Annotated in this window: 8 protein-coding genes and 1 pseudogene; 4 read left to right on the top strand and 5 right to left on the bottom strand. The window is 60.9% G+C overall.

Annotation, left to right across the window (positions count from 1 at the left end):
* Positions 1–142 precede the first annotated feature (142 nt).
* From BUB69_RS18095 to BUB69_RS18105, 3 genes are all read right to left on the bottom strand, one after another.
* The gene (locus BUB69_RS18095) at positions 143–1,522 is read right to left on the bottom strand and encodes a DUF3999 domain-containing protein (RefSeq protein ID WP_073169118.1); all 1,380 of its coding nucleotides are present in this window, start codon (positions 1,520–1,522) and stop codon (positions 143–145) included.
* Positions 1,519–4,374 (bottom strand): DUF2339 domain-containing protein, encoded by a 2,856-nt coding sequence (locus BUB69_RS18100; protein WP_073169120.1) that lies wholly within the window; start codon positions 4,372–4,374, stop codon positions 1,519–1,521. The genes BUB69_RS18095 and BUB69_RS18100 overlap by 4 nt, the downstream gene beginning before the upstream one ends.
* A 386-nt stretch (positions 4,375–4,760) precedes the next feature.
* The gene (locus tag BUB69_RS18105) at positions 4,761–7,211 is read right to left on the bottom strand and encodes a glycogen/starch/alpha-glucan phosphorylase (protein WP_073169122.1); all 2,451 of its coding nucleotides are present in this window, start codon (positions 7,209–7,211) and stop codon (positions 4,761–4,763) included.
* A gap of 281 nt (positions 7,212–7,492) precedes the next feature.
* Between BUB69_RS18105 and pip the strand changes: the two genes are divergently transcribed.
* The 4 genes from pip to mdoH all read left to right on the top strand — a co-directional run bounded on the left by pip (position 7,493) and on the right by mdoH (position 13,715).
* Positions 7,493–8,464, top strand: coding sequence for a prolyl aminopeptidase (gene pip, locus BUB69_RS18110; RefSeq protein WP_073169124.1), 972 nt, complete (start codon positions 7,493–7,495; stop codon positions 8,462–8,464).
* 39 nt (positions 8,465–8,503) lie between these two features.
* Positions 8,504–8,941: a D-aminoacyl-tRNA deacylase gene (gene dtd / locus BUB69_RS18115; RefSeq protein WP_073169126.1), complete on the top strand. Its 438-nt coding sequence runs from the start codon at positions 8,504–8,506 to the stop codon at positions 8,939–8,941.
* Positions 8,942–9,196: 255 nt separating this feature from the next.
* Positions 9,197–11,140, top strand: a complete 1,944-nt coding sequence (locus tag BUB69_RS18120) for a glucan biosynthesis protein G (RefSeq protein ID WP_281250930.1) — start codon at positions 9,197–9,199, stop codon at positions 11,138–11,140.
* Complete coding sequence (gene mdoH, locus BUB69_RS18125) at positions 11,133–13,715, top strand: glucans biosynthesis glucosyltransferase MdoH (protein WP_073169128.1); 2,583 nt, start codon at positions 11,133–11,135, stop codon at positions 13,713–13,715. Before BUB69_RS18120 ends, mdoH begins: the two co-directional genes overlap by 8 nt.
* A gap of 426 nt (positions 13,716–14,141) precedes the next feature.
* Here the strand turns inward: mdoH and BUB69_RS29690 are convergent, their stop codons facing one another.
* Both BUB69_RS29690 and BUB69_RS29695 read right to left on the bottom strand, forming a co-directional pair.
* The gene (locus BUB69_RS29690; RefSeq protein WP_425439384.1) at positions 14,142–15,017 is read right to left on the bottom strand and encodes a methyl-accepting chemotaxis protein; all 876 of its coding nucleotides are present in this window, start codon (positions 15,015–15,017) and stop codon (positions 14,142–14,144) included.
* Positions 15,000–16,085: pseudogene (locus BUB69_RS29695) on the bottom strand (methyl-accepting chemotaxis protein); the annotation flags it as partial. The gene BUB69_RS29690 and the pseudogene BUB69_RS29695, both read right to left, overlap by 18 nt.
* Positions 16,086–16,259 lie beyond the last annotated feature (174 nt).

Here is a 16,259-nt window from a genome sequence, read left to right on the forward strand (position 1 = left end):
ATAGCTCCGAAGATAGGGGGTATGAAAACCCGCGCAGTTTAACGCGAGTGGCGACGTAATACTGCTATCAGACTGGCTTATGACGGTTTCAGTTCATATGTCGGGTCAGCGTAGCTGGAATCCGGCCGGGTCGATGGCCTGTTCAGCGCTTCGAGGCGCGCAGGGTGCTGAGCGCCATCCAGCCCAGAAACAGCACACCCAGCAGCAGGACGGCCCAGAGACCAAGACGCTTGAAGTCGACGCTTTCCTGCGCCACCGGCAGCGGCGCGGCCATGTTGGCGACGGCAGCAGTGGTCGGTTTCGCGTTACCCAGCGCGGCCAGTTTCTGTGGCGTGAAATCAGGAATCAGTGTGGCCAGCGACAGGTTGGCAGCCTTGGCGCTCGAGTTGCCCACGGCCAGGGTAAAAGGCCCATTGCCGCGTGCCAGAAACACCACTTCGCTCGCCTGCACGGCCACGCTCAAGGTTGGCGCTTCGCTGCCCAGCCCGCCGCCGCGGTCATCGACCACCAGCTTGAGTTGCTGCACGACGCGCCCGGACAGGTGCAATTGATCCTGAACCATGTCGCCGCCGTTCTGCGTCAGGCGATACAGAAGCCCGCTGCTGACCGGTTGCCACGGCTGTCTGGCGTCGCTGCGCGCATAGAGCGTGCCGGGCGCCAGGCTGTTGGGTTGAGTGATGTCGACCTTCACGCGCTCGACCGGCAAGCCCGCAGGCAGTTGCCAGACATACTCGTTGGCCGTTTCGACCTTGCCGGTGATGGCAGGTGACCAGGTCAGGGGCGGCGCGGGGCTTTGCGTCTCTGCCGCGAATACGTGCGCGGAAATCAGCGTCGGCGCACTGTGCGGCGAGCGCCACAGCAGGCGCAGATAACGAGCGCTCTGGCCGGGCAGGCCGACTTCGCGCTGATCCACCACTTCGTCGGCGAACGACAGGCGGGCCACTTGCCCGTCACCCCAGTTGCGCCAGTGCTGAAGGTCATCGCTGGCTTCGATGCTGAAACTCTGGAAACCCTCGCGCTCGGCGCTCCAGTCAATAATCAACTGTTCCAGTGGTGCCTTGACTGCGCTTGTGTCCAGCAGCCAGCCACGCAGCACTTCTTCGCCTGCCTCGATGTCACTTTGCGGCTGGACTTCGATGACTGTGCCGTTACTGGCGCGCTCGATACGAATGACCGGTGTTGCATCGCCCGCTTCCTGAGTGCTGTAGAGCGCAAACCACTTCACCGGAATCGGCGTGGGCTCCTGATCCTGCTTCGCCTGCTTCTGGTTCAGTGCATACGCTTGCGGCTGGCCCTCGCTGTTGAAGACGCGCAGGTCGCTGAGGTCGGTCTGCCGAGCACTCAGTTGCACGGCCAGCGGCAGCTCGATGCGATACCACGGGCCATCGCCGCTGAGCGTCAACGGCGTCTGGCTGGCAAAGTCGGCCGGTTTGTCTTGAGCATGGGCGGCCATCGTCGTGCACAGCGCCAGGCCGAGCGCAGCGACTTTCAGGGGGGAACGACTCAAGAACGGTTTCCTCATGGGCTGGTCGGCTCGCTGGTAGGAGCCGTGCCGGGTTCCTCGTCCCTTTTCGCAACGAGAGGTTTCGGCGGTAATGGTGCGAAATATCCCACCACCAGTAGCAAAATGCCAACTCCTATGAAGGAGACGATGCGCTCCATGCCGCCGCGATTGCTCAGTTCCACGAAGAACAGTTTGACCACCACCACGCCGATCAGTACCGCGCCGCCCAGCCAGACCTGTCGGTTGGCGCGCAGGTGTCCGCCGATCATCAGCGCCAACGCCATCAGCGTCCAGACAATCGACAGTCCGGCCTGCACACGCATCGATTCGAGCAGGCTTTGCGTATGCCATGGCACATCGGCCCAGTGATGCGCGGTGCGCATGACCATTGCCGTGACCAGTGCGAACACTGAGCTGCCCGCTATCAGAAGGGCAAGGGTGCGAGCGCGAATGTCGTCCAGGCCCATTCTCGACAGGCAGTGGCGCATCCACAGGAAAACGCCACCCAGCGAAAACAGCAGGCCGATTTCCAGCGGGTTGAGCAGCGGCAGGTAGGGCAGCGGGTCGGCCGCGCCATCGCTGAAGAAGTTAGCCAGCCAGAACCACGCCAGCATCAGCACCGCCAGGGGAGCAGCGGCGCTGACCCGATAGGTGTCGGGGTAGGCCGAGACAGGCCACGGCCATTGACGCTGCGAGGTCATGGCCCACAGATACAGGCTTGGCACGACCGCCCAGCCTAGCCAGCGCCAGGCGTTGTAGGACTCGGAAAGCTGCATCAGGCCAAAACGCAATTCCAGCGCCAGCACGGCGATGATCAGCCAGCAGCCGACGATATGCGCCACACGGTTTGCGAGGCTCGGCAACATGCCTGCCAGGCGACGAAGCGACAGCAGATGCACCGCGAACACCGCCAGCCAGCCCGCCCAGCCGCCATCCTCTGCCGGGTGATAAAACGTGCCCAGCGAGGCCAGCAGCAAGAAGCTGCAGAGTGGCATCAGTGCGGCGCACAGCAGGGCCATGTCCGGCCAGTGCAGGCGCAGGGCAAGCACCGTCCACAGCGCGACGCTGGCCGCTGCAGCGATCAACAGCGTGGCCGTTTGCAGCGAGCCGGGCACAAACAGCTGGACGGCGCTGAGCAGGGAAAAGACCCACCACGCCGCTGCCCACACCATCAGCAATGACCTGGCCAGCTCCTGGTCCACCCGCGTCAGCCCCTTATAGCGATGGATACACCACGCGCTGAGCAGCGCAGCAATCGCCAGAATCATCGACGTCCAGTAATCGCCGTTGAACAGCAGCGAGGCGTAGGCCAGATCAAGGTTGCTCAGCAGCGTTGCGCCAGCGGCCAGTTGCAGCAACAGGCCGAAAGCGCGCGCGAGCACCCGTTGCTGGCGCATGCCCAGCCAGAAGATGGCGGCACCTTCCACGGCCCAGGCGCAGGTCGTCCATTGAGAACCCAGCCCCAGCGGAATCGCCAGCGTGGCGAACACCACGCCCAGTGCCAGGCAGGTTTCCATCAACAGAGTGGTCCGCTCCGAGCCTCGCGCAGCAAGCACTCGCGCCAGCGCCATGTAGATCAGACCCAGGACCAACGCACTGAACGCAGCGCCCAGGGGAATGTGTTCGACCAGCGCATATTGCAGGCCGAATCCCACGATCGGCGTGCCGAACAGCAAGGTGCCATCGACATAGTCACCTTGCCGCGCCGACCAGCGCAGCAGCGCATGGCGGCTGTCATCCTGCGGTGCGCTGGCCTGCTCTTGAAGCTTGCGCCGGGCGAACAGCAGGCCGATGGCCAGGTACATCACGAAAAACAGAATCAGGAACGGCTCGGTGCTCCAGAACATCTCGGCTGTGTAGGCCTTGATGCCCCAGGCGAAACCGATGCCGAAGGTGCCGAAGAAACCGATCAGGTTCAGGATGCGCCATGCCCTGAACCAGGCGATGGCGAAAATACCTGCATTGAGCAGGGCAAAATAACTGAACAGCGACACATGGCTGCCTTGCCCGGTCGAGGCCAGAAGCGGCGCGGCGAACCCGCCCAGCGCCCCCGCGCAGGCCAGTGCCAGCGCGTTCTGGGTCAGGGCCAGTACGGCGGAGAACGTGGTGATCGCCACCAGCAATGCGAAACCCAGGGTCGGGTCCAGCAGCGGATGCAGTTTCATGGCGGCGAAAACGGTCAGGTACAGCACGCCAATGCCAGCGCCTTGCAGCATCAACGCATAAGGCCCGTTACGAAGGCGCAGCCACCAGCCAAGCCCCAGCAGAGCCAGCGCACTGGCTGCGACACCTGCGTAGCGCGCTTCGATCGGCACAACCATGCCTTCGGTGGCGTAGCGCAACAGGAACGCCAGCCCCAGAAAAAGCACCACCACGCCAACTCGCAACACTGTGTTGCCCCCCATCAGCCAGCCCATGGCGCTGGACAGGGTCTTTTCGAGGACATTGGGCGCGGCGGTCTGTGTCGCCTTGCTGTTTTGCGCCGCCTTGATCGCAGGTTCGGCCCGCGGCACAGCAGGCGCCTCGGCGACCGGCAGGTCCCAGATCAACTCGGGGCCAGTGGTCTGCGCGGGGATGATGAGCGAGTCCGCAGGCAGCGGCGCCGCCTGCTCTGGCGTGGCCACAGACTGAACACTGGAAACGGGTGGGTATTCGAGGACGGTCAGGCGTTGCTGCAAGGATTCGACGGTTTTTCGTGTGGCAAGCAGTTCAAGTGACTGCTCGGCCGACCGCTTGTCCAGCACGTAAAGGCGAATACCCGCCCACAGCGCCCAGCCCATGATGGCACCGATGAACATGCCTCCCCACTCGTCATAACTCAACGAGTAGCCCAGCGCTGCACCACCTACCACCAGACAAATCCAGAGCACGCGACGACATCCTTTTCGATGTGTGAAGGTTTATCGGTGCGCAGTATAGGGCGGAACGGGATCGAGCGCGCTGCTGACGCGCAACGGCGTATTCAGCCAGTGGGAGCGAGCTTGCTCGCGAAGGGTCGGTGTGTTCCGTCGAAGGGGTGCGGCTGGAAGTCAGTCTTCGTGAGCAAGCTCACTCCCACAGGTTGAAAACCGGTTTCAGCCAGTGGGGGCTGACTTGTCCGCGAAGGGGGCGGTGTTTTCAGTCGACGGGTTGCGTCTGGAAAGCAGCCTTCGTGAGCAAGCTCACTCCCACAGGTTGAAAACCGGTTTCAGCCAGTGGGAGCGGACTTGTCCGCGAAGGGGACGGTACATCCCCTCGCGGAGCTGTCCTGCTACTTTCAGTCCAGCGCTTTCCAGATTTCGCCTGCGTACTCGCGAATGGTCCGGTCCGAGGAGAACCAGCCCATGCGCGCAGTATTGAGCACTGCCGAGCGCCACCATTGCTTGGAGTCGTGCCAGCGTTCTTCGACCCTGGCCTGAGCTGCCCAGTACGAATCGAAGTCGGCGCAGACCAGGAAGCGGTCGTACGCCAGCAACTGATCGACCAGACCTGCATAACGGTTCGGATCATCCGGCGAGAACACGCCGCCGCGAATCGCTTGCAGCACATCGTTCAGGCGACCGGACGCTGCCACGTCGGCATGCGCACTGAAGTCGCCTGCCTGTTTGCGTGCCTCGACTTCCTGAGAGGTCATGCCGAAGATGAACATATTCTCCAGCCCGATCTGCTCGCTCATCTCCACGTTGGCACCGTCCAGCGTGCCGATGGTCAGCGCACCGTTGAGGCCGAACTTCATGTTGCTAGTGCCCGAAGCCTCCAGGCCTGCCGTGGAAATCTGCTCGGACAGGTCGGCTGCCGGAATGATGCTTTCGGCCAGGCTGACGTTGTAGTTGGGCATGAACACCACTTTGAGCAGACCGCGTACGGTCGGGTCATTGTTGACGGTGCGTGCGATGTCGTTGGTGAGCTTGATGATCAGTTTGGCCGAGTGGTAACTGGCCGCCGCCTTGCCCGCGAAGATCTTCACCCGTGGTACCCAGTCGGTCCCCGGTTCGGCACGAATCGCCTGATACAGCGCGACGGTGTGGAACAGGTTCAGCAACTGGCGCTTGTACTCGTGGATACGCTTGACCTGCACGTCGAACATTGCCGCCGGGTTGACCACGATGCCAAGGCGCTCGTGAATGATCGCCGCCAGCGCACGTTTGCTGTGCAGGCGTTGATCGGCCATCTGCTTGCGGAACGATGACTTTTCAGCGAAGGGCTCCAGCTCTATCAAGCGGGTTTCGGCGTTGTCCAGCACGTCCGCGCCGAGGGACTCGACCAGCATTTCGGTCAGCTTCGGATTGGCCTGGAACAACCAGCGGCGGAAGGTGATGCCGTTGGTTTTGTTGTTGATTCGCTCGGGGTACAGCTTGTGCAGTTCGGCGAATACGGTCTTGCGCATCAACTGGGTGTGCAGTGCCGAAACGCCGTTGACGCTGTGCGAGCCGAGGAATGCCAGGTTGCCCATGCGCACGCGACGGCCGTTGTCCTCTTCGATCAGCGACACGGCACGCAGCACTTCGAAATCGTGAATGCCCTTGGCGCGCAACGTGTCGATGTGTTGCGCGTTGATCAGGTAAATGATCTGCATGTGGCGCGGCAGCATCCGCTCCATCAGGCCGACCGACCAGGTTTCCAGAGCTTCCGGCAGCAAGGTGTGGTTGGTGTAACCGAGCGTGCCGACGGTGATTTTCCAGGCGACGTCCCACGCAATGCTGTGGTTGTCGATCAGTTGACGCATCAGCTCGGCCACGGCAATGGACGGGTGCGTATCGTTCATCTGGATCGCCGCATGCTCCGGCAGATCAGTCAGCGTGGCGTGCATGTTCAGGTGACGACGCAGCAAGTCCTGCAACGAGGCCGACACAAAGAAGTATTCCTGGCGCAGGCGCAGTTCCTGGCCCGCTTCGGTCGCATCGTTGGGGTACAGCACGCGGGAAATACTTTCGGCCCGGACCACTTCCGCCACCGCACCGAAGTGGTCACCGGCGTTGAAGCGCTCCAGGTGCAGGTCTTCCACGGCGCGGGCACGCCACAGTCGCAGCGTGTTCACACTTTTGCCGCGCCAGCCGACCACGGGCGTGTCGTAGGCAATGGCCCGCACGGTTTCGCCCGGACGCCAGACCTGACGTGTTTCGCCGGCTTCGTTGGTGAAGGTTTCGACGCTGCCGCCAAAGCCGATCGAGTACACCACTTCAGGGCGCTCGAATTCCCACGGGTTGCCGAAGTCCAGCCAGTTTTCGGTCTGCTCCTGCTGCCAGCCATCGACCACGGCCTGACGGAACAGGCCGTGTTCGTAACGGATGCCGTAGCCGTGGCCGGCGATGCCCAGGGTCGACATGCTTTCCATGAAGCAGGCAGCCAGACGGCCCAGGCCGCCGTTGCCCAATGCTGCATCGGGTTCGAGCAGACGAATGCGCTCGATGTCCACGCCCAGTTCGGTCATGGCTTCGCGCGCGATCTCCAGCAGACCCAGGTTGCTGAGGCTGTCGTAAAGCAGTCTGCCGATCAGGAATTCCAGTGACAGGTAATACACCCGCTTCTGAACGGTGCGATAAATCTGCCGAGTGTGGTCCATCCAGTGTTCGACCATGTGGTCGCGAGCGGCCAGCGCAACCGCTTCGAACCAGTCATGCTCGAACGCATGGTCGGGGTCCTTGCCCACCGAGTAAGTGAGTTTGGCGAGCACTGCGGCGCGAAAAGCTGCCACATCAGCGTCACGAACGAGTGGTTCCTGAGACATCGGTACGACCTCAAGTAGTCTGACGGGTTAAAAGATGGGGTTCTCTGACTGTAGGCGTGTCGTCAGTTATTTCCTGAAAATAGAAGAAATAATTGAGGGCACGACTCACGCTTCGACCCAGCGCGACTGCTCTGGTTCGCGAACCGTGCAAATTGGCAAAACGCTTGCATCGTTCGTTCCATACTGATCGATGATGTGCAGCATGCTCATTCCTCGTTTCGGGTTTATGATGCCCCACGGCAGAATAATAGAAGCCTCTGAATCGGACTCATGGAGCACATATGCAGACTTTGTACCCGCAGATCAAACCTTACGCCCGGCACGATCTGGCCGTGGAACAACCGCATGTGCTTTACGTCGATGAAAGCGGATCGCCCGAAGGACTTCCCGTGGTGTTCATTCACGGTGGGCCGGGTTCGGGCTGCGATGCACAGAGCCGTCGCTACTTCGATCCGAACCTGTATCGCATCATTACGTTCGATCAACGTGGCTGCGGTCGCTCCACGCCTCATGCCAGTATCGAGAACAACACCACCTGGCATCTGGTGGAAGATCTTGAGCGCATTCGCGAGCACCTCGGCATCGATAAATGGGTGCTGTTCGGTGGTTCATGGGGTTCGACGCTGTCGCTGGCCTACGCCCAGACGCACCCGGACCGTGTTCATGCGCTGATCCTGCGCGGAATCTTCCTGGCGCGCCAGCAAGATATCGACTGGTTTTATCAGGCCGGTGCCAGCCGCCTGTTTCCCGATTACTGGCAGGACTATGTCGCGCCCATTCCAATGGATGAGCGTGACAACCTGCTGGCCGCGTTTCACAAGCGTCTTACCGGACCGGACCAGATTGCCCAGATGCACGCCGCCAAGGCCTGGTCTACCTGGGAAGGTCGCGCTGCCACCCTGCGTCCCAACCCGCAGGTGGTCGATCGTTTCTCCGAACCGCAGCGCGCGCTGTCGATTGCGCGTATCGAATGTCACTACTTCATGAACGACGCGTTCCTGGAAGCCAATCAGTTGATCCGCGACATGCCGAAGATTGCCCACTTGCCGGGCATCATTGTTCATGGCCGCTACGATGTCATCTGCACGCTGGACAACGCATGGGAGTTGCATCAGGCGTGGCCCAACAGTGAGCTGCAGGTCATTCGCGACGCAGGCCACGCGGCGTCGGAGCCAGGCATTACCGATGCGCTGGTGCGTGCTGCGGCCCAGGTCGCTCGCCGCCTGCTGGACCTGCCGCCTGAAGAAGCCTGATACCGTCGTTCCCCTTGTCGCAGGTCTGAAAGAGTCTCTATGAAAGGTTTATTGCAACGCGTGCGCGGCGCACGCGTCGAGGTCGGCGGTGAGGTGGTTGGCGCTATTGATCAGGGCATTCTTGTGCTGGTCGGCGTGGAGCCTCAAGACACCCGGGCCAGTGCCGATAAGTTGCTGCACAAGTTGCTTAACTATCGGGTGTTCAGTGATGCCGATGGCAAGATGAACCTGTCGTTGCGTGACGTGGAAGGCGGCTTGCTGCTGGTTTCGCAATTCACACTGGTGGCCGATACGCGAAGCGGCATGCGCCCGAGCTTCTCGAAAGCAGCGCCGCCTGCGTTGGGAGCCGAATTATTCGACTACCTTTTGAGTCAGGCCAGGATCGCGCATCCGGCGGTGGCGGCGGGCCAATTTGGTGCGGACATGCAGGTGCATCTGGTCAATGATGGCCCGGTGACATTTCTGCTGGATACATAAGCTAAGATTCCATCCGCTCCGCTGGAATGAATAAGTTCAGGAGGGGTTAAAATTCTTTGTCATACCTGATGCGTTGTGGCGCGTGCTACTGGATAATCGCGCGCTACTGTAGGTCTTCAGTGATCCATCTTGTATGACAAAAGCGGTTCCGATACTTGATTGGGGAATCATTATGCCCATTTGGAGTCGGAACAATGCTCGCCAACCCGGCATTGATAGCTGGCCGTTGGTTTCTTCATCTGTTTTCGGCGAGGGTTGCTCGTGATTGTTAGTCCCTGTGATGCTCCAAAGAAACCTGTCAAGCGGTTGCGTAGTGCGCTTCTGGCAAGCTCGGCGCTTGTGTGCCTGTTCAGTGCAGGCCAGCTCTGGGCCTTCAACCTGGATGATGTAGCGGCCAGGGCCAAAGAAATGGCCGGGCAGAAGTTTGAAGCCCCGAGAAGCAATCTGCCCAACGAGTTGCGCGACATGAAGTTCGCGGACTACCAGAAAATCCGTTTCCGCGATGACAAGGCCGAGTGGGCCGGCGACAAGACGCCGTTCAAGCTGTCGTTCTATCACCAGGGCATGCACTTTGACACTCCGGTCAAGATCAATGAGGTCACGGCCACCAACGTTGAAGAGATCAAATACGACGCCAGCCGTTTTGATTTCGGCGACCTGAAGATCGACCCTAAATCCACCGAGAAACTGGGTTATGCCGGTTTCCGTGTGCTGTACCCGATCAACAAGGACGACAAGCAGGACGAGATCATGACCATGCTGGGCGCGAGCTACTTTCGCGTGATCGGCAAGGGCCAGGTCTATGGCCTGTCTGCCCGTGGCATGGCCATCGACACTGCGCTGCCGTCGGGTGAAGAGTTCCCGCGCTTCAAGGAATTCTGGATCGAGAAGCCAGGTCCGGATGACAACCATCTGGTGATCTTCGCACTGCTTGATTCGCCGCGTGCCACCGGCGCGTATCAGTTGACCCTGCGTCCGGGCACCAACACCCTGGTTGATGTGAAGTCGCGCATGTTCCTGCGTGACAACGTCACCAAACTGGGTGTTGCGCCGCTGACCAGCATGTTCCTGTTCGGTGCCAACCAGCCTTCGCGTGTGCCTAACTATCGCCGCGAGCTTCACGATTCCAGTGGCCTGTCGATTCAGGCAGCCAACGGTGAATGGCTGTGGCGTCCGCTGAACAACCCTAAGCACCTGTCCGTGAGCAGCTTCTCGGTCGAGAACCCGCGTGGTTTCGGTCTGCTGCAGCGTGGCCGTGACTTCAGCCAGTACGAAGATCTCGATGACCGCTACGACAAGCGCCCAAGCGCCTGGATCGAGCCGAAAGGCGACTGGGGCAAAGGCACCGTCGACCTGGTCGAAATCCCGACTGCCGATGAAACCAACGACAACATCGTCGCGTTCTGGAAGCCTGAGACCCTGGCCAAGCCGGGCGAGCCGATGGACTTCAACTACCGCATCCACTGGACCATGCAGGAAAACTCGATTCACTCCCCGGATCTGGGTTGGGTCAAGCAGACTCAGCGCTCCATCGGTGACGTGCGTCAGTCCAACCTGATTCGTCAGCCAGACGGCAGCCTGGCATTCCTGGTCGACTTTGTCGGTCCGGTATTGGCCGCATTGCCTGAAGACAAGACCATTCGCAGCCAGGTCACCACAGACGACAACGTCGAGCTGGTCGAAAACAACCTGCGCTACAACCCGGTCACCAAAGGCTATCGCCTGACCCTGCGTGTGAAGGTCAAGGATTCCGGCAAGCCGACTGAAATGCGTGCTTACCTGCTGCGCGAAATTCCGGCCGAGCCTGGCAAGGAACCGGCGCTGCTGGTGGCCGACAAGGCCGAAGAGAAGAAAGCTGCCGCCAAGGAAGTGGCTGCCAAGGAAGCTGCGAAGCCTGCAGCGACCAAGGACACTGCCAACGACCAGGTGGAAATCGCCAAGTCCGATGCGCCGAAGACCGAGGCTGTGAAGCCTGATGCTGCCAAAGGTGATGCTTCCAAGCCTGACGCCGCCAAAGGTGATGTCGCCAAGGTCGATGCAGCGAAAGCTGACGCGGCCAAGGCTGACGTGGCTAAAGACAAGGACGGTAAAGAAATCAAGCAGCCTGAAACCGAGGCCGCGCCCACCCATCCGGAACCGGCCAAGACGCTGCAAGTCATGACCGAGACCTGGAGCTATCAGTTGCCGAGCGATGAGTAATTCTCTACCGGTGCCAGTGTCCCTGAACGAGTACCTGGCGCATTTACCGATGAGCGACGAGCAGCGGGCAGAACTTGCCAGCTGCAAATCCTTCGCCGAGTTGCATGAACGCCTTTCGGCGCAGCCGGTCAACGACACCGCCGAGGCCGCTCAGGCTTCGGTGGGTCGTCGCCTGACGCTGTCCACAGCCGACGAACTGCAGGACGCCGAGATGCTCGGCGTGGATGCCAGTGGTCGGTTGTGCCTGAAGGCCACGCCTCCTATCCGTCGTACCAAGGTCGTTCCAGAGCCGTGGCGCACCAATATTCTGGTGCGTGGCTGGCGTCGCCTGACCGGCAAGACCAATCCGCCCAAGCCTGACCACAGTGACTTGCCGCGTGACTTGCCCAAGTCCCGCTGGCGCACGGTCGGTTCGATTCGTCGTTATATCCTGCTGATTCTCATGCTGGGTCAGACGATCGTTGCCGGTTGGTACATGAAAGGCATTCTGCCGTATCAAGGCTGGTCGCTGGTTTCGCTGGACGAAATCACTCGCCAGACGTTCGTGCAGACGGCTTTGCAGGTCATGCCGTACGCGCTGCAGACCAGCATCCTGTTGCTGTTCGGGATTCTGTTCTGCTGGGTCTCGGCCGGTTTCTGGACGGCGCTGATGGGCTTCCTGGAACTGCTCACCGGTCGCGACAAGTACCGCATTTCCGGTGCCAGCGCAGGTAACGAGCCGATTGAAGTCGGCGCGCGTACTGCGCTGGTCATGCCGATCTGCAACGAAGACGTGCCACGGGTGTTTGCCGGTCTGCGTGCGACATTCGAATCGGTAGCGGCCACGGGTGACCTGGATCGCTTCGACTTCTTCGTGCTCAGCGACACCAATGACACCGACATCGCCGTTGCCGAGCAGCAAGCCTGGCTGGACGTGTGCCGCGAGACCGGTGGTTTCGGCAAGATCTTCTACCGCCGTCGCCGTCGTCGCGTGAAACGCAAGAGCGGCAACCTCGACGACTTCTGCCGTCGCTGGGGTGGCGATTACCGCTACATGGTCGTGCTCGATGCCGACAGTGTGATGAGCGGTGAATGCCTGACCAGTCTGGTTCGTTTGATGGAAGCCACGCCAGACGCCGGTATCATCCAGACCGCACCGCGTGCCTCGGGTATGGACACGCTGTATGCCCGCATGCAGCAGTTCGCCACACGGGTCTACGGTCCGCTGTTTACGGCCGGTCTGCACTTCTGGCAGCTGGGTGAATCCCACTACTGGGGTCACAATGCGATCATTCGCATGAAGCCGTTCATCGAGCACTGCGCGCTGGCGCCGTTGCCGGGTAAAGGCGCGTTTGCCGGTGCGATCCTGTCTCACGACTTCGTTGAAGCTGCGCTGATGCGCCGTGCCGGCTGGGGTGTGTGGATTGCCTATGACCTGCCAGGCAGTTACGAAGAGTTGCCGCCCAACCTGCTGGACGAACTCAAGCGTGACCGCCGCTGGTGCCACGGCAACCTGATGAACTTCAGGCTGTTCCTGGTCAAGGGCATGCACCCGGTTCACCGTGCGGTGTTCCTGACGGGCGTGATGTCCTACCTGTCGGCCCCGTTGTGGTTCTTCTTCCTGGTGCTGTCCACTGCCTTGCTGGCCGTCAACACGCTGATGGAGCCGACCTACTTCCTGGAACCGCGTCAGTTGTATCCGCTGTGGCCACAATGGCACCCGGAAAAAGCCGTCGCGCTGTTCTCGACCACCATTGTCCTGTTGTTCCTGCCTAAACTGCTCAGCGTCATTCTGATCTGGGCCAAGGGCGCGAAGGGCTATGGTGGCAAGTTCAAGGTCACCGTCTCGATGTTGCTGGAAATGCTGTTCTCGGTGCTGCTGGCCCCGGTTCGCATGCTGTTCCACACCCGCTTCGTACTGGCCGCTTTCCTGGGCTGGGCAGCGACCTGGAACTCGCCGCAGCGCGACGATGACTCCACGCCATGGATCGAAGCAGTCAAACGTCACGGTCCGCAGACATTGCTCGGCGCTTGCTGGGCCGGTCTGGTCTTCTGGTTGAACCCCAGCTTCCTGTGGTGGCTGGCGCCGATTGTGGTGTCGCTGATGCTGTCGATTCCGGTGTCGGTGATTTCCAGCCGTACCGGTCTGGGGCTCAAGGCGCGTGACGAGAAGTTCTTCCTGATCCCGGAAGAGTTCGAGCCGCCGCAGGAACTGATCTCTACCGATCAGTACACCCACGAGAACCGCTGGCACGCGCTGAAACAAGGCTTTATTCGTGCCGTGGTGGACCCGCAGCAGAATGCGCTGGCATGTGCGCTGGCGACGTCTCGTCACAAGCAGGCCAGGCCGATCGAAGTGGTCCGTATGGAACGCGTCGAGCATGCACTGAAGGTGGGGCCGGACAAGCTTGGCAATCACGAGCGCCTGATGCTGCTGAGCGATCCGGTTGCCTTGGGTCGTCTGCACGAGCTGGTCTGGAGCGACGGTCACGAACAGTGGCTGGCTGCCTGGAGAGCGTCCATCGAAGCCGATCCTCATGCGCCGTTGCTGCCTTTGCAGCCACTCAAGCCTGAGTCGGAACCGGTTCTGGCGTAAGCCACCCGGTTCGAAAAAGCCCCTGAAGCGCCGCTTCAGGGGCTTTTTTTTAGGCGCTGATCCAGGCTCACCCGCTGAGCGACTGCCTTCGCGGACAAGTCCGCTCCCACGGGTTGAAAACCCATCTCAGCCAGTGGGAGCGGACTTGTCCGCGAAGGGGCCGGTATATTCAGTCGAAGGGTTGCGGCTGGAAGTGAGTCTTCGTGAGCAAGCTCACTCCCACAGGTTGAAAACCGATTTCAGTCTGTGGGAGCGGACTTGTCCGCGAAGGGGCCGGTGTATTCGGCCGAGGTGTTGCGGCTGGAAGTCAGCCTTCGTGGACAAGTCCACTCCTACAAATCAAAACCGGTTTCAGCCAGTGGGAGCTTGCTTACGAAGAGGCTTGTGCTGACGCCACAGACCGTCTCGCTCATCGTCCCCGAGTGATCACCCCACCCGAAATTTCCCCACCAACGCCTTCAGGTGCGAACCCAGACGCGCCAGCTCGACGCTCGACGCGGCGGTTTCGTCGCTGGCGGACGCGGTTTGCTCGGAGATGTCGCGCACGTTGATGACGTTGGCGTTGATCTGCTCGGCAACGGTGCTCTGCTCTTCACTGGCGGTCGCGATCTGTTCGTTCATCTGTTGAATGGTCGCCACGGTGCGGGTGATCTGTTCCAGCGCGCTGCCTGCCCTGCGGCTCAGGTCGACACTGCTGTCCGTCAGGCTGCGGCTGCTGTCGAGCGTGGTTGCCACCTGCTGAGTGCCGGTCTGCAGGGCGGCAATCAGTTCCTCGATTTCCTCGGTCGACTTCTGAGTACGCTGCGCCAGGCTGCGAACCTCGTCGGCCACCACCGCAAAACCACGTCCGGCCTCGCCAGCGCGGGCCGCTTCGATGGCGGCGTTCAGGGCCAGCAGGTTGGTTTGCTGCGAAACCGACTTGATCACGTCGAGAACACCAACGATCTTGCCGCTTTCCTGCTTGAGTTGATTCATCGCCTGGGTTGAGTTGACGACCTCACGAGCCAGCTGCTCTATCTGGGTAATGGCCTGGCCGACCACGTGATCACCTTCCCGCGCCTGCTGGTCTGCCTGTGCGGCAGAGTGCGATGCTTCCTGCGCGTTACGCGCAACCTCCTGAACAGTCGCAGTCATTTCGTTCATGGCGGTGGCGACCTGATCGGTCTCTTCCTTCTGGGTGTTGACCCCCGAGCAAGTCTGTTCGGTGACGGCCGACAACTGCTCGGCAGCGCTGGCAATCTGGGTAACGCCGTCGCCGATCCCGCCGATCAGGTCACGCAGGCTCAGGGTCATGGCCTGCATGCTGTTCTGCAACTGCCCCAGCTCATCGCGGCGTCCAAGCTGCAGATCCTTGCTCAGATCCCCTTGGGCGATGCGGGCTGCGGCGTTCAGCGTGTCGCGCAGCGGTACCGTGATTTGTTGCGTCATGACCCAGGCGGCCAGCAGGCCGACCAGCAGGGCCAGCCCGGCGACGCCCGTCAGTGTTCGCCTTGAATCGGCCGCTTCGCTGTCGCGACGGGTTCCCTGCAGACTGCTCAATTCGGCAACGGCGCTGAGCATCTGATCGCCCAGACTCTCCATGGCCTCCTGGCCTGCTTCGGTCTTGATCTGGATCGCCTTGAACCGGGTCAGTTGCTCTCGATACTGCTGCAAGGCCTGATCGGCGGGCACCAGTGCCTGGATGTTCTCGTCGGCCTGGTCCTGCGAAATCTGCTGCATTTCCTTGAGGGCTTCATCAATCGCAGCAATGGCTGAGACTTCATCGGCTTCCTTGCCGCTGAAGGTGTAGGCCTGCACCTGATAGCGCGCAATCTGAATCTGCTGCTTGAGTTGCGAGAGGTTGGTGAATTCATCCATCCGCTCGCCGTTATCCTGTTCCTCGCTGACCGCCTTGAGGACTTCGGCTTCCACCTGCGCAACAGCTTTCACGGCCTGTTCGGATTTGTGATCGAGCTGGGTGCGGGTCTGATCGCGAGCCTCGCGGTCAACCCCCAGATCGGTGAAGGTCTTTTCCATGCGGCTGATCAGTTTGCTTTGTGCGTCGAGGCTGGCCAGCGTGTCCGCTTCATCACTCTGTTTGCGCAGCAGTGTCAGGTGGGCCTCGATCTCGTTGAGCCGGTCCACGACCTTCGTGACGTTCTGTGGCGTATTTTCCACCCGCGCGATAATCCGCTCGGCGCGCAGGTCTTTGGTCAGGCTGTTGAGCCGGTCGGTGGAGGAGAGCGATTCGGAGCGCTCGATCATGGTGTCCAGACCGTGCCAGCCGGTCAGCGTGATGGCCAGCGTCAGCAGCAGCACCAGGCCGAAGCCCAGCGACAATTTGAGTCTGACGCTCAGGTTGCCAAGCGTTTTGGTGATCCTTCCGGGCATTGAAATACTCCTGCGGTATGCGAACAAAAACAGGCTCCAAAAGGCAGAGAGCCTGCGTTATGAGCGCATCGGCGAGGAGGTGAATCACGTGACCTGAACAGGTCGTAGGAGATTTCCGAGTCGGCTGAATCAGTGACGGGCGTCACTCAATCGCCACGCTGATCATCCCCGCGC

The organism is Pseudomonas asturiensis (assembly GCF_900143095.1).
GTDB lineage: Bacteria > Pseudomonadota > Gammaproteobacteria > Pseudomonadales > Pseudomonadaceae > Aquipseudomonas > Aquipseudomonas asturiensis.

Excerpts from the sequence above, each read along its gene's own strand:
- pip (WP_073169124.1), top strand. The coding sequence starts at position 7,493 with ATGCAGACTTTGTACCCGCAGATCAAACCTTACGCCCGGCACGATCTG.
- BUB69_RS18105 (WP_073169122.1), bottom strand. The coding sequence starts at position 7,211 with ATGTCTCAGGAACCACTCGTTCGTGACGCTGATGTGGCAGCTTTTCGC.
- dtd (WP_073169126.1), top strand. The coding sequence starts at position 8,504 with ATGAAAGGTTTATTGCAACGCGTGCGCGGCGCACGCGTCGAGGTCGGC.
- BUB69_RS29690 (WP_425439384.1), bottom strand. The coding sequence starts at position 15,017 with ATGCAGGCCATGACCCTGAGCCTGCGTGACCTGATCGGCGGGATCGGC.
- mdoH (WP_073169128.1), top strand. The coding sequence starts at position 11,133 with ATGAGTAATTCTCTACCGGTGCCAGTGTCCCTGAACGAGTACCTGGCG.
- BUB69_RS18095 (WP_073169118.1), bottom strand. The coding sequence starts at position 1,522 with ATGAGGAAACCGTTCTTGAGTCGTTCCCCCCTGAAAGTCGCTGCGCTC.